Below are 19,136 nucleotides of genomic sequence, written 5' to 3'. Positions count from 1 at the left end.
TATCAAAAACGAACGCAACGGGAAGTATGGCTGCGAAGGGGTGATTCGGCGATCCGTGTCCGGAAGAACAATCATTGCGGTCAAAAATCACCGCTGTCACATATGCTTGTAGCGCGAGCAACCCGACCTTTCGGACATGCGCGCGGCACTCCATTGCTCATTTAGCCGGTGTTCACAGGTCGCGACATTATGTTGCATTGCAAAATTGTCCCGGCCACCGGTTGGGTTCTGACGATGCGGATGCGAGCTGCCGATTTCGCTATTTCGAAACGATAACAGGGTGTTCTGCGTCAATCTGTCATCGCCCTGAACATCTCCTGCGACATCCTGTGCGCTTTTGCGCAGTGCACAATCCGCCTAGAACCATGTCGCGAACAACTTGCTGCCTTATCAACCTGGCGGCGAGACGGGCTATGTTACTCTTGTCGCTGACAAGAGCTGGAAAGCCAGTCATATTAGCGGTCCGATATCTTCGATTGCGGCAAGTTTGTTCTGGGTTCGGCGAGGGAAAGATGCGTCCGCGAAGCGGATCACGCGTTCTTCGGCCGTCGACGGACCCATCCTTGATGGTACGAGATTGGAAAGGGTCGGCCAAGGTGAGTGTTTCCTCCGCCAGCGATGGAATGTTGGAAAGACGAGAGGCTCAGGGTTCGAGCATTTCGGCAAGCAACAATACTCCCGAGGCCGCGTCAGATCGATCCACGAAGCGGGTTGCCGGCCTGGGTCCAGCGTCAGCCATTCTCTGTCTTTCCTCGCTGCTGTGGGTCGGTCAGGCCGCGATGCTTTCAATCGGCGTCGGAGCGATCAGCCAGGGCGGCGGCGTGAGCGAGGTGGCAGTTCCCGCCGCGGTCGTTGCCGGACTTGGTATTTTGCGCGCTGCACTGGATGCTGTTGGTGGCCGATTGTGTTTCCGCGCGGCTCGCCGCGAATTGAGCGTCCATCGCGCCGCTGCCGCAGCATCGCTTGCGCGGCGTTCGCCGCTCGATAGCTCCAGGCCGGCATCGGGGCTGGCGGCAAGCGTTGTGGGTGAGCAGGCCGAGGCGATAGTTCCCTATCTTGCACGGTTTCGTCCCGCCCGCCTGAGGGCGAGCGCCGTGCCGCTGGTCTTATTCGCCTGCATTCTGCCGATTTCCTGGGTCGCAGCGCTCGTCCTGGCTCTCTGCGCGCCGTTGATCCCGATCTTCATGGCGTTGATCGGCTGGCGTGCGCAGGCTGCGAGCGAAAAGCAGCTTGCCGAAACCGGCGGTATCAACGCCTTTCTGCTCGACCGGCTGCGTGGCCTTGCCACCATTCGTGCGCTCGACGCTGTCGATGCGACGGCGTTGCGGCTGCGGGCGGATGCGGAATCGTTGCGGGTCCGCACCATGGCTGTGCTGAGGATCGCCTTCCTGTCCTCGGCGGTCCTCGAATTCTTCGCCGCCCTCGGCGTTGCCGCCACTGCTGTCTATGTGGGTTTCAGCCTGCTTGGATCGATCGATGTCGGCATCTGGGGGAGCCGACTGACGCTGACGCAGGGGCTGTTTATCCTTCTGCTCGCTCCGGCTTTCTTCGAGCCGCTGCGCGAATTGTCTGTTGTCTGGCATGACCGCGCCAATGGCGAGGCGGCTCTTGCGGCGTTGAAAGATCTGGCGACATCGCAACAGACCATTCTCGGCGGCAGCGATGCGAAATCCTTGGTGTCCAATGGCCCTGCTTCGGTTGACATGGAAGGGGTGGTCTTTCGCCACGAGCCGGAGCGCAAACCTGTCATCGATCATTTCGATCTGTCGATCGCATCAGGGGAACATGTGGCGCTGTGGGGCGCGAGCGGTTCCGGCAAGACCAGCATCCTTTCGTTGATCGCAGGACTGGCGCGCCACGAGGCGGGTATCATTCGAATCGGCGGCATGCCGTTGAGGGACGATACTGCAGATGAATTGCGCCGTCGCATGGCCTGGATAGGCCAATCGCCCCATGTCTTTGCCGGCAGTGTCATGCGCAATGTCGCTCTTGGACGCGCCAATATCGACCGGGGCGCGGTTACGGCTGCCCTTGCAGGTGTTGCTCTCGATCGGGTCTTCACTGCCGAGCGCGTAGCGGCAGTCGGGGAGGGAGGTCTTGGTCTTTCCGGCGGTGAAGCGCTGCGATTGGCGCTGGCGCGGATGATGGTCGATGAACAGGCCGATATCATTCTCGCGGATGAGCCAACAGCACATCTCGACGCCGAGACGGCCTCGGCCGTGACAGATGCACTGCTTGCGCTTGCCGAGGGACGCATCCTGATCGTCGCCACCCATGATCCGGTTCTGGCCGGACGTCTGGGCCGCATTATCAGCCTGGATGCACAGGCGCGGAGGGCGGCCGCATGAAACGATCGCTGACGGCTCTCATTCCTGTCATCAAGCTGTTCTGGATCGAACGCGGAGCGAGTCTTGCGCTCGGTGCTGGCCTCTCGGCCCTGGCGATGCTTGCTGGCGGCGGACTGCTGGGGCTCTCCGGCTGGTTCATCACCGCCTCGGCTTTCGCCGGCTTGGCGGTCACAAGCGCCATGGTCTTCGATGTCTTTGCGCCATCGGCGGGCATTCGCATGCTGGCAATCGGCCGCACAGCCACCCGATACGGCGAAAGGATCGTCACGCATGACGCCACGCTCAAGGCGCTTGCGGCGCTGCGCGAGCGGCTGTTTCGCGGTTGGGCCGCGCCTGCCGCAGCTTCATCGATGATCCGCCGGCCGGCAAAGCTGCTCTTTCGGCTGACGAATGATGTGGATGCGCTCGACTCCCTCTATCTGCGCGTGCTGGTGCCGGCCGTTGTCGCTGTCCTTGCCGCTATTGCCGTCACGATCGCGCTCTGTTTCATCGATCCGATGCTTGGCGGCCTTGCGGGACTATGGCTCGTGACCATCTGTCTTGGTCTTTCGCTTGTCGCTGCGCGCATGGCGCTGAAGCCGGGGCGGCGGCGCGCTCATGCGATGGAGGCCTTGCGGGCCCGCAGTATCGATCTTGTGGCCGGTCAGACCGAGCTGGCAATGGTCGCGCAGTTGCAGGCGCAACAGCAGACGATTGCCGAGGCGGATCGCCGTCTGACGCAGGCGGATGATGCTCTCAACCGTATCGACAGCGCGGTTGCGGCCGGCTTCTCTCTGGCGTCGACCTTGCTGTTGACTGCGACCCTGCTGACCGTCGCGCTGCTTGCCAAAGCGGGAACCATCGGCGCGCCTGCTGCTGCCTTCGCACTCCTCATTGCTTTCGCTGCCACGGAGCCGTTTGCGGCCATGCGACGCGGCGCCCTCGAACTCGGGCGCACCTTGCTTGCCGCCAAGCGCATAGCTCCACGGTTGAGCCCTGTTGCCACGGCACAGAAGATAGCTGTGCCGGAGGCGGGCTGGGCCTTCAAAGTCGAGAATGCCGTCGCCGGGCATGAAGGTGCTGCACGGCCCGTTCTGCCGGGTCTGTCTCTGTCGTTGGCAATCGGCGAACGACTGGCCGTCGTCGGGCCGAGCGGAGTGGGAAAATCGACACTTTTGGCATTGCTGGCGGGCGAGATCGCTGCGAACAGCGGCTCTATTGCCTGTCTGTCGACGGCGAGGTTGACGCAGCGCAGCGAGCTGTTTCAGGACACTGTGCGCGGCAATCTGCAGCTGGCCGCGCCGGATGCTGACGATAGCCGACTGCTGGAAGCGCTTGCGACGGCGGGGCTATGCGAGGACATCGAAGCCTTGCCGCATGGTCTTTCGACCCGGCTCGGCGAGGGCGGCAGTGGTCTCTCCGGCGGACAGTTGCGCCAGCTGGCGCTCGCCAGACTTCTGCTGCGGGAAACACCCATCTGGCTTCTCGATGAACCGACGGAAGGCCTTGATGCGAAGACGGCGCGCGCGGTTATTGAAAGATTGGCCGCAGCGGCGGCCGGTCGCAGCCTTGTCATCGCCACCCACATTCGCCGCGAGGCTGAAATAGCCGACCGCATCGTACTTCTGGATGGCGGTCAGATCACCGCGACAGCACGGCGCGGAACACCGGAATTCGAAACGCTTCTCGCCCGGCTTCGGCCGGACTGAGGAGCAGACAACATGCCCGCGGCGCGTCGAATGGCGCCGCATTCCTGTCAGACACACCGTAGGGGGTGGGAGAAAGACTATGGAACTTGATATCGTGGCGCTATCGCGCCTGCAGTTTGCCATGACGGCGTTGTATCACTTCTTGTTCGTGCCGCTGACGCTCGGCCTTTCCGTGCTGCTTGCCATCATGGAGACGACCTATGTGATGACCGGCCGTCAGATCTGGCGGCAGATGACGAAGTTTTGGGGAACGCTCTTCGGCATCAATTTCGTACTCGGCGTCGCCACCGGCATTGTGATGGAATTCCAGTTCGGCATGAACTGGAGCTACTACAGCTATTATGTCGGTGACATCTTCGGCGCGCCGCTTGCGATCGAAGGCTTGATGGCCTTCTTTCTGGAGGCGACCTTCGTCGGCCTGTTCTTCTTCGGTTGGGACAAGCTATCCAAGGTCGGGCATCTCGTGGCCACTTGGGCCGTCGCGCTCGGCTCGAATTTCTCGGCGCTTTGGATCCTAATCGCCAATGGCTGGATGCAAAACCCTGTGGGGTCGGCGCTCAACCCGCAGACCATGCGCATGGAGATCACCAGCTTCTTCGATGTCGTCTTCAACCCCGTGGCGCAGGCGAAATTCGTCCACACGGTTTCGGCCGGCTACGTTTGTGCTTCCATCTTCGTACTCGGCGTCTCTGCCTGGTATCTGCTGAAGGGCCGCAGCGTCGAGCTGGCGAAACGCTCCATGACGGTCGCGGCATCCTTCGGTCTTGCTTCGGCGCTTTCGGTGGTCGTGCTCGGTGACGAGAGCGGCTATCTGACGACGGAGCATCAGAAGATGAAACTCGCGGCAATCGAAGGCATGTGGACGACCGAGCCGGCACCGGCCGCCTTCACCGCCTTCGGCTTTCCGGATCAGGAGGCGCGCGAGACGCATTACGCCGTGCACATCCCCTGGGTCATGGGCCTGATCGGCACCCGCTCGCTGACGACGGAAATTCCCGGTATCGACAAGCTCGAGGCCGAGGCCAAGGACAATATTCGCCAGGGCATCAAGGCCTATGACGCGCTGATGAAGATCCGTGCCGCAAAGCCGGCAACTGCGGGCGAAACCACGCAGGATGTCGCCATCACCGAGGCGCGCTCCTCCTTTGAGGATATCGGTCATCAGCTCGGCTACGCGCTCTTGCTAAAGCGCTATGTCAACGACCCGCGCCAGGCGACCGAGGAGCAGATTGCACAGGCGACGCGCGATACCATTCCGCATGTGCCAACGCTGTTCTGGTCCTTCCGCATCATGGTCGGGCTCGGCATGTTCTTCATCCTGCTGACGGCGGTCTTCTTCTGGCTGTCGGCGCGGCGCAAGCTTGACCGATATCCGCTCCTGCTGAGGGTCGCGGTCTTCGCCATTCCGCTGCCCTGGGTCGCCATCGAACTGGGTTGGGTGGTTGCCGAGTTTGGCCGCCAGCCATGGATCATCGAAGGCGTGCTGCCGACGGCGGCTGCGGTCTCCAATCTCGGCGCCGGCACCGTGCTTCTGACCATTCTCGGTTTTGCCGCGCTTTATACCGCCCTCATCGTCATCGAGATGACGCTGATGATCAAGGCGATCCGCAAAGGCCCCGATCCGGATGACAAGCCGGAGGCCAAGCTGATCTCCGAAAACCTCGTTCCGGCTGCGGAGTGACCTATCATGATCCTGCATGAATTGATCGACTACGAGACCCTGCGCATCATCTGGTGGCTGCTTCTCGGCGTGCTGCTGATCGGCTTTGCTGTCACCGATGGTTTCGACCTTGGCGTCGGCACGCTTCTCCCATTCGTCGCAAGGACGGATACGGAGCGGCGCATTGCCATCAACTCGATCGGCCCGACCTGGGAAGGAAACCAGGTCTGGCTGATCCTTGGCGGCGGCGCCATCTTCGCTGCCTGGCCGCCGCTTTACGCGGTATCCTTCTCCGGCTTCTATCTCGCCATGTTTGCCATCCTATTTGCTCTGATCCTGCGACCGGTCGCCTTCAAGTATCGGTCGAAGCGGGATAGTGCCGCATGGAAAACCGGCTGGGACTGGGCATTGTTCATCGGCGGCTTCGTTCCCTCGCTGATCTTCGGCGTGGCGGTCGGCAACGTTCTCCAGGGGGTTCCCTTCAGGTTCGATGACGATATGCGGATCTATTACGAAGGGTCCTTCTTCGCGCTTCTCAACCCCTATGCTCTCCTTTGTGGTGTTCTGTCCGTCGCGATGTTGGTCATGCATGGCGCTGCCTGGCTCCGGGTCAAGACGGATGGTGTTGTCGCGGAACGTGCTCGCCGTTACGGCAGTATCGCTGCCTTGGTGGTGATCGTGCTCTTCGCGCTGGGTGGCGTGTTTCTCTGGATTGGGATCGACGGCTATCGCATCTCCAGCGTCATCGACGCGACCGGACCGTCCAACCCGCTGCTCAAAACCGCCGAGCATAGTCCGGGAGCCTGGCTTGCCAATTACAGCGCGCATCCCTGGATGATCGTTGCCCCGGTCCTTGGCTTTGTCGGCACGGCCGCCGCCCTGCTTGCGCTGCTCGGCCGGCGCGAAGTGACGGTGCTGCTGTTCAGCAAGCTTGCGATCTTCGGCATCATCTCGACAGTTGGCTTGTCGATGTTCCCCTTCCTCTTGCCATCATCGCTCGATCCGCGATCCAGCCTGACGGTTTGGGACTCTTCGTCGAGCCACATGACGCTGTTCATCATGCTCGTCGTCACGATCATCTTCCTGCCGATAATCCTGGCTTACACCGCCTGGGTCTACCGCGTGCTGTGGGGCAAGGTCGACGCGAAGACCGTCAACGACAAGGGCGGTCACGCCTACTGATTTCAAGGAGATTTCGCATGTGGTACTTCGCCTGGCTTCTCGGCTTTCCGCTTGCCGCCGCTTTCGCCGTCCTCAATGCCATGTGGTACGAGCTCGTCGATGATAGAGCAAAAGAGAAAGCCTCCGACACGCAGAGGCAATAATTGTCAGGCCAATGCCTCACGACGGCTTCGCTTGGAAACACGGCACGCCGACTAGACCGGCGTGCTGTTTCGTGTCCGTTGCGGGTATACATTCAATGTAGATCACAATGCATTCAATCCCGGCTTCGTCTTCTCGAAGCCGAATCTGGATACAGCGCTGCGACATTTGGTCATTCGGCTATCGAGAGACGGCCGCCATTTTTACATAACGTATGTGTTATGCAACAATGTACCATCAATGTCGGTTGGGTCGGTTCCCATCCGAACCAGATTCCGGAGCGCAGACATGAAGAATTGGCACCCTGATCTTAGCCGCTCCACAAACCCGCGCTATATCGCCATCGCCGATCTGATCGAGATTGATTTGCGCAGCGGCGTCCTGGCTGCGGGCGATAGGCTGCCGCCGCAGCGCGAACTGGCCAAGCGCCTGAATATCGATTTCACGACTGTCGCCCGCGGCTATGTCGAGGCACAGAAGCGCGGGCTGGTGGATTCGCATGTCGGTCGCGGCACCTTCGTCGCCGGCGGCACGGGCAGGGAGCGTCGAGGCTTCTCTCTTGATATGGCTGCCGATCCGCGTCGCGCTTCTGCCGTCGATTTTTCGATGAACTTGCCGCCTGATCTCACTGATCCGGACCTTGTTGCGCGCATGCATGAGGGAATGTCCGCGGTAGCCGCCAATCTCACATCGTTGCTGCGCTATCAGGATTTCGGCGGCTCGGAGATGGACAAGGAGGCTGCCGCCACCTGGCTCGGCCGCCGTGGAGTGGCGCCGCCACAGGAGCGCATTTTCGTCACGCCGGGTGCTCATCCGACCCTGCTTGCGATCTTCGGCATACTTGCAAAGCCCGGCGAGGTGGTGCTTTGCGAGGATATCACCTACGCCGGCATGCGCTCGATCGCAGCCCAGCTTCGCCTGAACCTTGCCGGTGTGGCGATGGATGAGGAGGGCATCCTGCCGGAAGCTTTTGAAGAAGCCTGTAAAGGGCGGCAGCCGAAGGCGCTCTATCTCAATCCGACACTGCAAAACCCGCTGACCTTGACCATTCCCGAGAAGCGTCGCGAGGAGATTGTCGCCGTTGCCCGCCGACATCGGGTGCCGATCATAGAAGACGATGCCTATGGTTTCATCCTCGCGCAGGGACCGCTGCCCTTTGCTGCGATTGCACCGGATTTGACCTGGCATATTGGCGGGCTTGCAAAATGCATCGGAGCCGGGCTTCGGCTTGCCTATGTCGTCGTACCCGATACCAAATCGGTGTGGCCGTTCGTCAGCGCCATGCGCACCGGCAATGTCATGGCCTCGCCGCTCAATATGGCGCTGGCGACCCGTTGGATCGAGGATGGCACGGCCGATGGTATTCTGCGATTCATCCGCGCGGAAGCCGCCGCCCGTCAGGAGATGGTGGCAAGCATATTTCCGTCCGGCAGCTATCGGGCCGATCCACTCAGTTTCAACATCTGGCTGCCTTTGACCAAAGGATGGACGCGCTCGACCTTCGGCAGCCATATGCGCAATTCTGGTATCGGCGTTGTGGCAAGCGATGCCTTTACGGTTACGGGACCGGCGCCGGAGGCCGTGCGCGTCTGCCTCGGCGGTCCGGTCAGCCGCGAGAGATTGAAAGTCGCGTTGGACTTCATGGCGCATGCCCTTGAAGGTCCGCCGGAAATGGCGGCTTCCTTCTTCTGATCTCAGTAAGTTATCACCGCGCACAAATTGAATGCGCAATGAATGGATTTCGGTTCAGCGCGGCTTTGCCGCCCGAGCCTTCACAGTAGGCTGCGTCATTCTGGCGAATGGACTCGCATCTTACATTCAATGTATCTATATTGAATGTAACCAATACAGCCATTGAATGCATCGCATCAATGGTTTCATTTGAAAGCGAGATTGCTATGGATACCGAATATCCGCCGCTGAGCCCGTTGCAGACCGGCTTGAGATGTCGTTGCCCGCGTTGCGGTCAAGGGCGTCTGTTTGATGGTTTCCTGACCCTGCGCAAGGAATGCGAAGCGTGTGGCTTGGATTATTCCTTTGCCGATCCTGCTGACGGGCCGGCTTTCTTCGTCATTTGCTTTGCCTGCATTCCAAGCGTGCTGCTCGGTGTGTGGCTCGAAGTCGCCTTTTCCGCGCCGATCTGGGTCCATTTCGTTCTGACTGGGCCGTTCATGCTGGCAACCTGCATTCCACCATTGCGGCCGCTCAAAGGCTGGCTGGTCGCAAGCCAGTATTTCTACAAGGCCGAAGAGGGCAAGCTCGTCCGCCTGCCGGAAGCAGAGACGCCGCATTCAGCGAACTAAGGTCTGCGGGGATGGGAATTCCATGATGGAAGTTGGATTCGACGATGTTTCGAGCCGCTGCCCCTCACGATAGATAGTCTCAAGTCATAGCCTGGAAATATTCAAAATGGTGGATTGGTTCCCTATAGTCTTCATTGTGTTCAAGGTTGTCGTGCTAGGCACCGGCATGTACTTCGCCATCAAGTGGCATCACGATCAAGGGAAGAAGAAATAACGAAACCGGCGAACCGTTGCTGGCGGCTGGCCAGCGGCACACCGGTCGTAGGCCCTTTTTGGCTCCCGGCAGAAATCTCTGCACTCCGCGCCGGATATCAATGCTTCGGCATCGCAGTGCCCATGCCGCACTGCACATTTGACCAAATAAGCCGCCCTTCATGTCAAAAAAGTATCGGTCGAGCGTACAAGGCGTAGTAGCGGCAGGTTGCCGCAAGGCGTAGATTTGACCTCATGGAAGACGTGATGGCCTCTGGGAGGAGGCGCCGCAGCCTTGGTAGCGTGCGGACGGACGAAAGGAGGCTGGCTGATGAACCCCGATTTGGAAGTTGTGGCGATCGGCAGTGGCGAGTCCTTCAAGGCCTGGGAGCACGGCTATCCCTACCGCACGGTCCGCTGGCATTTTCATCCCGAATACGAAATCCATCACGTCGTTGCCACGACAGGCCAATATTTCATTGGCGATTTCATCGGTGAGTTCGAACCCGGCAATCTGATTCTGACCGGGCCGAACCTGCCGCATAACTGGGTGAGCAACGTCCCGGCCGGTGTGACGCTTCCCTTGCGCTGCCGTGTCCTGCAATTTTCGGAATCCTTCTTTGCCGATGCCAGCAAGATCTTCCCGGAATTATCGGCCTGCGCCGAGATGCTGGAGACCAGCCGCCGCGGCGCGCTTTTTACACCAGAAACCGCAGCTGTCGTCGGGCCTATCCTCGGCGAGCTGGTCCAGGCGTCCGGCATTCGGCGTATCGAGCTTTTCATGAACATTCTCGACGCGATGAGCAGTGCCGAGGGCACCCGTTCGCTCGCCAGCGCGGGCTATCAGCCGGACCCTTCCGGCTTCATGTCAGCAGGCGTCAATCAGGCGCTGTCCTATATCAATGCGCATCTGACCGAACCTTTCAGCGAATGCGATCTTGCCGAGTTGACCGGCCAGAGCCCGAGCGCCTTTTCGCGCAGCTTTCGCCGCCATACCGGCATGGCGCTGGTGCAATATGTCAACCGCCTGCGGGTCAACTTTGCCTGCCATCTGCTGATGAGCAAGGCTGATATGTCGATCACCGACATCTGCTTTGCCGCCGGTTTCAACAATATCTCGAATTTCAATCGCCGTTTTCTGGATCAGAAGGGCATGGCGCCCTCGCGGTTCAGATCACTATTGGCACAGCATGCGCGCGCGGTGGAGGCCGCTTAACCGAAGGAGGAAGGGGAGGAAAGACAACAATTCCGGCCAAGCGAGCGGGCACCTCTGTCGCCCGAAGGAGAACGCTTGTCCGAAAAGTAGCCGTCACCCTGGTCGGATGATCGTCTCAGGGGACGCCAAACAAGAGCATCGCGTGCGGACAGCCGTGATGATCGAGGGAAACCATTACCATTTGGAACGGAGAATTTCCAATGAACCATTTCGCACTGAAAATTGCCGGCGCAGCCGCTCTTGCGGTCGGGCTTATGAGCGGCACATCCGCTTTCGCGCAATCCGCCAAGGTGACGGACGCAACCGTCGCTTTCCTGATGCCCGACCAGAGTTCCACGCGTTACGAAGAGCATGATTTCCCCGGTTTCCAGGCGGAGATGAAGAAGCTCTGCGCCGGCTGCAAGGTCATCTACCAGAATGCCAATGGTGATGCTTCGCGCCAGCAGCAGCAGTTCAACTCGGCGATCTCGCAGGGCGCCAAGGCCATCGTGCTCGACCCGGTCGATTCCACCGCAGCGGCCTCATTGGTCAAGATGGCGCAGAGCCAGGGCGTTCGCGTCATCGCTTATGACCGCCCGATCCCGTCGGCTGCGGCCGATTACTATGTGTCCTTCAACAATGAAGAGATCGGCAAGATGATCGCGAAATCACTAGTCGATCACCTGAAGGCAAAGAACGTCAAGGCTGGGGATGGCGGCCTGCTGGAGATCAACGGCTCGCCGACCGATGCCGCCGCCGGTCTTATCAAAAAGGGCATCCATGCCGGTCTCGCCGAGGGCGGTTATCCCGTGCTGGCGGAATTCGACACGCCGGATTGGGCGCCGCCGAAGGCACAGCAATGGGCAAGTGGTCAGATCACTCGCTTCGGCAAGAAGATCCTCGGCGTGGTCGCGGCCAATGACGGCACGGGCGGCGCAGCCGTGGCGGCCTTCAAGGCGGCCGGCTTCGATCCGGTGCCACCGGTCACGGGCAATGACGCCACCATCGCCGGCCTGCAGCTCATCATTTCCGGCGACCAGTACAACACGATCTCCAAGCCGAGCGAGATCGTCGCCGCTGCTGCCGCCAATGTCGCGATAGAATTACTGTCGGGCGAAACGCCAAAGGCGGACACGAAACTCTTCGATACGCCAACGAAGCTCTTCACGCCGGCGCTTGTCACATCAGACAATCTCAAGGCCGAGATCATCGACAAGACTGTCGCCGGCAAGCCGATCCAGACACCGGCCCAGCTTTGCACCGATCGCTACGCTGAAGGCTGCAAGAAGCTCGGTATCGGCGGCTGATCATAGCTCTTCGACAGGGTCCGGCCGCTTCGGCGGCCGGCAACAAACCAAATCTCATTGCAATCCGAACCGAGAGGGTGGCGAACCATGATTGACGCTTCCGATCAAAGAAGCCCCACAGGTGAACCTGTGCTCAGCCTGCGAGGTGTCTCCAAGCACTTCGGCGCCGTCTCGGCACTGACCGATATCAACCTCGATGTGCATGCCGGCGAAGTCGTGGCGCTTGTCGGCGACAACGGTGCCGGCAAGTCGACGCTCGTCAAGGTTTTGGCCGGCGTCCACCAGCCGAGCGCCGGCACGATTACATTTGCAGGTGAGCCGGTCACGCTCAGCGATCCCGCCACGGCGCTTGATCTCGGCATTGCCACCGTCTTTCAGGATCTGGCGCTCTGCGAGAACCTCGATGTGGTCGCCAATATCTTTCTCGGTCGGGAGCTCAGCCCGCTGAAGCTCGATGAAACGGCGATGGAAGTGCGTGCCTGGACGCTGCTCAATGAGCTTGCGGCCCGCATCCCCAGCGTACGCATCCCGATCGCCTCGCTTTCCGGCGGCCAGAGGCAGACGGTGGCGATTGCCCGCTCGCTGCTGCTGGAGCCGAAGCTCATCATGTTGGACGAGCCCACAGCCGCACTCGGCGTGGCGCAGACAGCGGAGGTGCTGAACCTCATCGAGCGCGTCCGCGACAAGGGGCTCGGCGTGATCATGATCAGCCATAATATGGAGGATGTGCGGGCCGTTGCCGACCGTATCGTCGTGCTGCGCCTCGGCCGCAACAACGGCATTTTCTATCCCGACACATCGAACCAGGAGCTTGTTAGCGCCATCACCGGTGCCACGGAAAATTCCGTGTCGCGGCGTGCGGGGCGGCTTCAGGCTCAACAAGAACAAAGAGATGGGAGCCAGCTATGAACCAGGATACGAAGCAGCCGACGGCATTGCTCGACCGCAGCGACGTCCGCGTCAGTCATGATACCGGCATTGCCGCAACGATCCGTTCATCCATCGACAAGGTGCGGTCAGGTGATCTCGGCTCATTGCCTGTCGTCGTCGGCCTCGTCATCATCTGGACGGTGTTCGGCACGCTCAATCCGACATTCCTTTCCAGCAGCAATCTGGCTAATCTGCTGTTTGACGCCTCGACTGTCGGCATCATCTCGCTTGGCATCGTCTGTGTGCTGATGGTCGGCGAGATCGATCTGTCCGTGGGCTCGATCAGCGGCTTTGCCTCGGCCATGGTCGGCATGCTCTGGGTCAACGAAGGCTGGCCTGTGGCTCTCGCTATTCTGGCCGCGCTTGTCTTCGGCGGCGTGATCGGCATCATCTACGCCTTGCTCTTCAATCGTCTGGGTATGCCGAGCTTCGTTTCGACGCTGGCGGGACTTCTGGCGGTGCTCGGCATGCAGCTCTATCTGCTCGGCGCCACAGGCTCCATCAATCTGCCCTATGGTTCGGGGCTCGTGAACTTCGGCCAGCTCCTGGTCATTCCGCGACCGCTTGCCTATGTGCTGGCGCTTGTTCCCGGCGCGGTGATGTTGTTTACCGGCTTTAGCATGGTTCGCCGTCGTCAGCAGGCAAACCTGTCGACCCCGTCGGTCGGCGGCCTCGTTGCGAAGGCTGTCGCCATCACGGTCGCGCTGGAGTTCGTCGCCTTCTACCTCAACCAGGATCGCGGCATTCCGTGGATGTTCGCCCTGTTCGTGGTGCTCGTTATCATCATGGATTACGCGTTGACGCGTACCCAATGGGGCCGGTCCATGTCGGCTGTAGGTGGCAACCGGGAAGCTGCGCGGCGCGCCGGCATCAATGTGCGGATGATCTATACGAGCGCCTTCGTGCTCTGCGCCATGTTTGCAGCCCTCGGCGGCGTGCTGGCGGCGGCACGGCTGGCATCTGCCAGCCAGCAGGCCGGCACGGGCGATGTCAACCTGAATGCAATCGCCGCAGCCGTCATCGGAGGTACCAGCCTCTTCGGCGGTCGCGGTAATGCCTATTCGGCGCTGCTTGGCATCATCGTTATCCAGTCGATCGCCAGCGGTCTGACCATGCTCGATCTGTCATCGGCGCTTCGCTACATGATCACCGGCGCTGTTCTTGCCATTGCCGTGATTGTCGACTCGCTGGCCCGCCGTTCTCGCGCTTCCCATGGGCGCGGCTGATTTCATCACAAGGTAAGGATTGATATGAGACAGGATTTTACCGGTAAAGTCGCCGCCATCACCGGGGCCGCCTCCGGGATTGGCCTGGAATGCGCCAAATCGCTTCTGAACGAGGGCGCCAGCGTCGCCCTTGTCGATAGGGCCGAAGACACTCTGAAAAGCCTCTGCGCCGAACTCGGACCGAATGCCCATCCGGTCGTCGTTGACCTTCTGAATCCCGCAAGTGTCGCCACCATGATGCCGCAGATCCTGGGAAAATTCGGCAAGCTCGACATCTTCCACGCCAATGCCGGTGCCTATATCGGCGGCGAAGTGGTGGAGGGCGATCCGGACGCCTGGGATCGGATGCTGGATCTCAATATCAATGCGGCATTCCGTTCGGTGCGGATGGTCCTGCCGTACATGGTCGAGAGGAAGACCGGCGACATCATCATGACCAGCTCGATTGCTGGTCTCGTTCCCGTAGTCTGGGAGCCGATCTACACAGCCTCGAAGCATGCTGTTCAGGCCTTCGTCCATACCGTCCGCCGCCAGGTTGCCAAGCATGGCATCCGCGTTGGCGCCGTTGCACCGGGGCCGGTGGTGACCGCACTCATCAGCGATTGGCCGCAGGCAAAGCTCGATGAGGCCATTGCCGCCGGCGGCCTGATGGAGGCATCCGAGGTGGCGGAGGCTGTGTTGTTCATGCTATCGAGGCCGCGCAACATTGTCATTCGGGATCTGGTGATCCTGCCATTGAGTACGGACCTCTGATGACGGCATCTTATTTCATCGGCATTGACGTCGGGACCGGCAGTGCCCGCGCCGGCGTCTTCGACGCGAGCGGACATCTGCTCGCATCGGCCAAGCGTACAATCACCATCTGGCACGAGGCCGGCAGCATCGTCGAGCAGTCCAGCGAGCAGATCTGGAAGGCCGTTTGCGATAGCGTCAAGGAAGCCGTCGCTTCGGCTGGAATAGCGGCATCAGCCGTTGCCGGCATCGGCTTCGATGCGACATGCTCGCTGGTGGCAGTCAAGGCAGATGGTGCGCCTATCGCCGTCGGCCCCTCGGGCGATCCCGCACGCAACATCATCGTCTGGATGGATCATCGCGCCGCCGGCGAAGCCGAGGAAATCAATGCCGGCGATCACGCCGTGCTGCGCTATGTCGGCGGCCGCATCTCGCCGGAGATGGAGACCCCGAAACTCCTCTGGCTCAAGCGCAACCTGCCGCAATCCTTCGCAGCGGCGGATCATTTCTTCGACCTCGCCGATTATCTGACATGGCGCGCCACTGGTTCATTGCAGAGATCGGTCTGCACGGTGACCTGCAAGTGGACCTATCTTGCGCATGAAAAGCGTTGGGATGCTCAGTACTTCAGGGATATCGGCCTCGGAGAGCTGGCGGATGAAGGTTTCGCGCGGATCGGCACCGAAGTCGTCGAGCCCGGCGCCGCCTTGGCCGATGGGCTGAGTGAAGCCGCCGCGCGCGATCTGGGTCTGGTTGCCGGCACGCCCGTTGGTGCGTCGCTGATCGATGCCCATGCCGGCGGTGTCGGCACTTTGGGTGGCCAGGATGCTGACGGCAACGCCGATATCAGAAAGAGACTCGCTTATGTCTTCGGCACCTCGGCGTGCTCGATGGCGTCCAGCGAGACGGCGGTTTTCGTCGATGGCGTCTGGGGACCTTATTATTCGGCGATGGTGCCAGGCCTTTGGTTGACCGAGGGCGGGCAGTCTGCGGCGGGAGCCGCAATTGACCATCTCGTCACCCTGCATCCGGCAGCAGCCGAAGCGCGTGCTAAGGCCGAGGCCGAAGGGCTCTCTCTTGTTGCCTGGCTCGACCGACAGGCGACTGCGGCCAGCAAGAATGCGTCGGATGCGATTGCGCTTACGAAATCCATTCAGGTCGTGCCGGAATTCCTCGGCAACAGATCTCCCTATGCGGACCCTGATGCTCGCGCTGTTATCTCCGGTCTGGCACTGGAAACAGCGATAGACGATCTGGTAGCACTTTACGTCGCCGGCCTTTGCGGCATCGGCTATGGCTTGCGGCAGTTGCTGGAAAAGCTGGCGCAGGATGGCATCGGCTGCGATCTCATCGTCGCCAGCGGTGGTGCGGCCCAGAGTGGCCTCGTGCGCCAGCTTCTGGCCGATACGACCAATAGACCGGTCGCCGTCACCGATACCGAAGAACCTGTTCTGCTCGGCGCTGCCATGCTTGGTGCCACGGCAGGCAAGCGCTACGGCTCTCTGACCGAGGCGATGGCGGCGATGTCGAGGCTGGCAGAAGTGTTTGTCCCGGCCGACGGGCCTATCAAGACGCAACACGAACGTCGCTATGCCGCATTCGAACTTCTGCAATCGGCCGACCGGAGCATCCGCTCGCTTATGGCGTCGTAGATGTCATCAACTCGCCTCCATCGCTGAAGCCGACGGAGGCGAGATCGGCATCTTGTTCAAAAATAGCTTCAAACGTCATTCGGCATCTATGCTGCGGCGGCATATAAACTAGATTACAGGTTCACCGCCGCAGCATGCGGCCCATCCCAACAAAGGAGTGGACCATGGATATCAAGAGGAACGGCTCGCAACTATCGGGCAAGGGCCCTGCGGACTGGTTTACCGGCACTGTGCGTATCGACCCATTGTTTGCCGAAAACGAAGCTCGGCGCGCCGCATCCAGCAGCGTCACCTTCGAACCGGGCGCCCGCACCGCGTGGCATACGCATCCGCGCGGCCAGACACTGATCGTCACGGCAGGCTTTGGGCTCGCTCAGCGCGAAGGCGGGCCGATCGAAGAAATCCGTCCGGGCGACGTCGTCTGGTTCGAGCCGGGCGAAAGGCACTGGCACGGCGCTTCGCCGACCACGGCCGTGACGCACATTGCCATCCACGAACATCTCGACGGCAAGGTCGTCGACTGGATGGAGCACGTGACCGACGAGCAGTATCACGGGAAATGATCCGTAACATTCCCGTCGCCAGAAACGGGTGAGGCCGTAAGAGGCCGAGGTTATCCCACTGCTCTGCGCGGCAGCCTTCCTGCGGCATCAAGGTCGGAATGTGCCTGCGTCACCGAAGGGCGTTCCAACTGAAACAAGCTCAGCAGCTCGAACAAATTTTCAGCCTCGGCCGCGAGGACAAGCGCAGCCGCCGCTGATTCCTGCACGAGAGCCGTCGTTTGCTGCGTACCCCGATCCAGCACGCCAACAGCGCTACTGACTTCCTTGAGGGTTACCGCCTGTTCCTTGGCCACACCCACGATCATCGAGACATTGCCATCGACGCTCTGAACCTGGGACTCGATTGTCGCAAGGGCAGAGCCGGTTTCCATAACCAGAGCCACGCCGCTCTGCACATTGCCGCTTGAAAGCGCGATCAGATCCTTGATCTCCTTGGCGGCGACCGCTGATCTCTGCGCAAGTTCACGCACCTCCTGGGCAACAACGGCAAAGCCCTTGCCGGCATCGCCGGCACGCGCAGCCTCTATGCCCGCATTCAGGGCGAGCAGATTGGTCTGGAAGGCTATTTCATCGATCACGCCGACGATATTGGTGATCTCCTGGGAGGAGGTCTCTATCCGACCCATGGCATCGATCGCGCGACGCACGACGGTTGCAGAATGGGCCGCACTTTCCCGAGTCTCCCGTACAAGCCTGCCGGCAGCATCGGCGTTTTGACTGGAGTCGGCAACGGTGGTGGTGATCTCCTCCAGCGCGGCGGCCGTCTCTTCCACCGAAGCCGCCTGCTGCTCGGAGCGCTTGGCGATGTCGTCGGATGCTTGATGAATCCTCTGGGTGCCCGAGGAAATCGTGCCGGCGGCGCGCGCAACGGATTGCATGGCCGCATGCAGTTTGCCGACTGCACCATTGAAATCGGTGCGCAATCTTTCGAGTGTCGGAATGAACGGTGTTGCCAGATGCTGCGTCAGATCACCATCGGACATCTGTCCGAGTGCGCCACCGAGCGCTTCGACGTTGTTGACGCGGCCGGTCACGTCTGTCGCAAATTTCACGATCTTGAAGACCCGGCCATCCGTATCGAAAATCGGATTGTACGATGCCTGGATGAAGACCTTGCGGCCACCCTTGCCGATGCGCAGGAACTCGTCGGCAATGAATTCGCCCTGGGCAAGCCTGCTCCAGAATTGGCGGTATTCGTTACTGCTGCTATAGGCCTTGTCGCAAAACAGGGAGTGGTGCATGCCCTGGATTTCCGACAGCTCGTAGCCCAAGGTTTGCAGAAAGTTCTCGTTGGCGCCAAGGATGCGGCCATCCGGTGTAAACTCGATAACGGCTTGCGAGCGCGATAGCGCGTCGAGCTTGCCGGCGTCCTCGATGCTCTTCAATTTGGCAGCGGTGATATCGGCGGCGATCTTTACAACCTTATGGAATTTCTTGCCCCTGCGCACTGGATTGTATGTAGCTTCTATCCAGATTTCCTTGCCGCCCTTGCCCAGGCGTCTGTACTGGCGGCTGTCGAATTCGCCTCGTGCCATCTTTGCCCAGAATTGGGCATACTCCGGCGCCGCCGCTTCCTCGGGCGCAACGAAGATGCGATGATGCTGGCCGATGATTTCCTTCAGATCATACCCGAAAGCGCGGCAAAAATTGGCGTTCGCCGTCAGGATTTTCCCGGACATATCAAACTCGATGATGGCCATCGACTTATCGATCGCGGTAAGTACAGCCGTTGCTTCGAAGCCGAAATTCAATGACATGGCTTTCATGTGAAAGTCTCCTAATTCCATGACGTGAATTGATGCGTTTTGGACGATGTAAAATCGATAAAGCGACTTGATTTCAGGAATGATCTTGCTGCCGACACCAAGTATTTTCGCATCGGTAAGTGCTCCAAGAAGCTTAATGCGTTCCTAACCCTGCATTTCCCGGTGGAAATTGCTGCGTGAAATGGACAGGAAGGCGGGAAGTGTACAATGTTGCCTTCTACCTGAAGCTTTATGTTTCTGAGCAATCGCCG

General features: G+C 60.3%; 15 protein-coding genes. 14 read left to right on the top strand and 1 reads right to left on the bottom strand.

Annotation, left to right across the window (positions count from 1 at the left end):
- Window positions 1-623 precede the first annotated feature (623 nt).
- The 14 genes from cydD (at window position 624) to A6U86_RS15560 (ending at window position 17,119) form a co-directional block, all read left to right on the top strand.
- Window positions 624-2,348 carry a thiol reductant ABC exporter subunit CydD gene (gene cydD, locus A6U86_RS15625; RefSeq protein WP_068392780.1) on the top strand — a complete coding sequence of 575 codons (1,725 nt, stop codon included), beginning with the start codon at window positions 624-626 and terminating at the stop codon, window positions 2,346-2,348.
- Window positions 2,345-4,036: a thiol reductant ABC exporter subunit CydC gene (gene cydC / locus A6U86_RS15620; protein ID WP_068392779.1), complete on the top strand. Its 1,692-nt coding sequence runs from the start codon at window positions 2,345-2,347 to the stop codon at window positions 4,034-4,036. The genes cydD and cydC overlap by 4 nt, the downstream gene beginning before the upstream one ends.
- A gap of 79 nt (window positions 4,037-4,115) precedes the next feature.
- A complete protein-coding gene (locus A6U86_RS15615; protein WP_068392778.1) occupies window positions 4,116-5,717 on the top strand; it encodes a cytochrome ubiquinol oxidase subunit I in 1,602 nt (533 codons plus the stop codon).
- A 6-nt stretch (window positions 5,718-5,723) separates the two neighbouring features.
- Complete coding sequence (gene cydB / locus A6U86_RS15610; protein ID WP_068392776.1) at window positions 5,724-6,878, top strand: cytochrome d ubiquinol oxidase subunit II; 1,155 nt, start codon at window positions 5,724-5,726, stop codon at window positions 6,876-6,878.
- Between the two features lie 17 nt (window positions 6,879-6,895).
- A complete protein-coding gene (cydX, locus tag A6U86_RS15605) occupies window positions 6,896-7,021 on the top strand; it encodes a cytochrome bd-I oxidase subunit CydX (protein ID WP_068392774.1) in 126 nt (41 codons plus the stop codon).
- Between the two features lie 286 nt (window positions 7,022-7,307).
- Window positions 7,308-8,711, top strand: coding sequence for a PLP-dependent aminotransferase family protein (locus A6U86_RS15600; protein WP_068392772.1), 1,404 nt, complete (start codon window positions 7,308-7,310; stop codon window positions 8,709-8,711).
- 206 nt (window positions 8,712-8,917) lie between these two features.
- Window positions 8,918-9,322, top strand: coding sequence for a DUF983 domain-containing protein (locus A6U86_RS15595; RefSeq protein WP_068393982.1), 405 nt, complete (start codon window positions 8,918-8,920; stop codon window positions 9,320-9,322).
- A gap of 523 nt (window positions 9,323-9,845) precedes the next feature.
- On the top strand, window positions 9,846-10,730 hold the full coding sequence (locus tag A6U86_RS15590; protein WP_068392770.1) for an AraC family transcriptional regulator: 885 nt from the start codon (window positions 9,846-9,848) through the stop codon (window positions 10,728-10,730).
- 200 nt (window positions 10,731-10,930) lie between these two features.
- A complete protein-coding gene (locus tag A6U86_RS15585; protein WP_068392768.1) occupies window positions 10,931-12,016 on the top strand; it encodes a sugar ABC transporter substrate-binding protein in 1,086 nt (361 codons plus the stop codon).
- Between the two features lie 87 nt (window positions 12,017-12,103).
- Window positions 12,104-12,925 (top strand): ATP-binding cassette domain-containing protein, encoded by an 822-nt coding sequence (locus A6U86_RS15580; RefSeq protein ID WP_068392766.1) that lies wholly within the window; start codon window positions 12,104-12,106, stop codon window positions 12,923-12,925.
- Window positions 12,922-14,172: a sugar ABC transporter permease gene (locus A6U86_RS15575; protein ID WP_068392765.1), complete on the top strand. Its 1,251-nt coding sequence runs from the start codon at window positions 12,922-12,924 to the stop codon at window positions 14,170-14,172. Before A6U86_RS15580 ends, A6U86_RS15575 begins: the two co-directional genes overlap by 4 nt.
- A 24-nt stretch (window positions 14,173-14,196) precedes the next feature.
- Window positions 14,197-14,925: an SDR family oxidoreductase gene (locus A6U86_RS15570; RefSeq protein ID WP_068392763.1), complete on the top strand. Its 729-nt coding sequence runs from the start codon at window positions 14,197-14,199 to the stop codon at window positions 14,923-14,925.
- Complete coding sequence (locus A6U86_RS15565; RefSeq protein WP_068392761.1) at window positions 14,925-16,556, top strand: FGGY-family carbohydrate kinase; 1,632 nt, start codon at window positions 14,925-14,927, stop codon at window positions 16,554-16,556. Before A6U86_RS15570 ends, A6U86_RS15565 begins: the two co-directional genes overlap by 1 nt.
- Before the next feature lie 164 nt (window positions 16,557-16,720).
- Window positions 16,721-17,119, top strand: coding sequence for a cupin domain-containing protein (locus A6U86_RS15560; protein WP_068392759.1), 399 nt, complete (start codon window positions 16,721-16,723; stop codon window positions 17,117-17,119).
- A gap of 50 nt (window positions 17,120-17,169) precedes the next feature.
- Here the strand turns inward: A6U86_RS15560 and A6U86_RS15555 are convergent, their stop codons facing one another.
- Window positions 17,170-18,885, bottom strand: coding sequence for a PAS domain-containing methyl-accepting chemotaxis protein (locus A6U86_RS15555; protein ID WP_068392757.1), 1,716 nt, complete (start codon window positions 18,883-18,885; stop codon window positions 17,170-17,172).
- Between the last annotated feature and the right edge of the window lie 251 nt (window positions 18,886-19,136).

It is taken from the genome of Rhizobium sp. AC27/96 (genome assembly GCF_001692325.1).
GTDB lineage: Bacteria > Pseudomonadota > Alphaproteobacteria > Rhizobiales > Rhizobiaceae > Rhizobium.
This window is presented reverse-complemented; position numbering and strand designations above follow the sequence as displayed.

Excerpts from the sequence above, each read along its gene's own strand:
- cydD (WP_068392780.1), top strand. The coding sequence starts at position 624 with ATGTTGGAAAGACGAGAGGCTCAGGGTTCGAGCATTTCGGCAAGCAAC.
- cydC (WP_068392779.1), top strand. The coding sequence starts at position 2,345 with ATGAAACGATCGCTGACGGCTCTCATTCCTGTCATCAAGCTGTTCTGG.
- A6U86_RS15615 (WP_068392778.1), top strand. The coding sequence starts at position 4,116 with ATGGAACTTGATATCGTGGCGCTATCGCGCCTGCAGTTTGCCATGACG.
- cydB (WP_068392776.1), top strand. The coding sequence starts at position 5,724 with ATGATCCTGCATGAATTGATCGACTACGAGACCCTGCGCATCATCTGG.
- cydX (WP_068392774.1), top strand. The coding sequence starts at position 6,896 with ATGTGGTACTTCGCCTGGCTTCTCGGCTTTCCGCTTGCCGCCGCTTTC.
- A6U86_RS15600 (WP_068392772.1), top strand. The coding sequence starts at position 7,308 with ATGAAGAATTGGCACCCTGATCTTAGCCGCTCCACAAACCCGCGCTAT.
- A6U86_RS15595 (WP_068393982.1), top strand. The coding sequence starts at position 8,918 with ATGGATACCGAATATCCGCCGCTGAGCCCGTTGCAGACCGGCTTGAGA.
- A6U86_RS15590 (WP_068392770.1), top strand. The coding sequence starts at position 9,846 with ATGAACCCCGATTTGGAAGTTGTGGCGATCGGCAGTGGCGAGTCCTTC.
- A6U86_RS15585 (WP_068392768.1), top strand. The coding sequence starts at position 10,931 with ATGAACCATTTCGCACTGAAAATTGCCGGCGCAGCCGCTCTTGCGGTC.
- A6U86_RS15580 (WP_068392766.1), top strand. The coding sequence starts at position 12,104 with ATGATTGACGCTTCCGATCAAAGAAGCCCCACAGGTGAACCTGTGCTC.
- A6U86_RS15575 (WP_068392765.1), top strand. The coding sequence starts at position 12,922 with ATGAACCAGGATACGAAGCAGCCGACGGCATTGCTCGACCGCAGCGAC.
- A6U86_RS15570 (WP_068392763.1), top strand. The coding sequence starts at position 14,197 with ATGAGACAGGATTTTACCGGTAAAGTCGCCGCCATCACCGGGGCCGCC.
- A6U86_RS15565 (WP_068392761.1), top strand. The coding sequence starts at position 14,925 with ATGACGGCATCTTATTTCATCGGCATTGACGTCGGGACCGGCAGTGCC.
- A6U86_RS15560 (WP_068392759.1), top strand. The coding sequence starts at position 16,721 with ATGGATATCAAGAGGAACGGCTCGCAACTATCGGGCAAGGGCCCTGCG.
- A6U86_RS15555 (WP_068392757.1), bottom strand. The coding sequence starts at position 18,885 with ATGAAAGCCATGTCATTGAATTTCGGCTTCGAAGCAACGGCTGTACTT.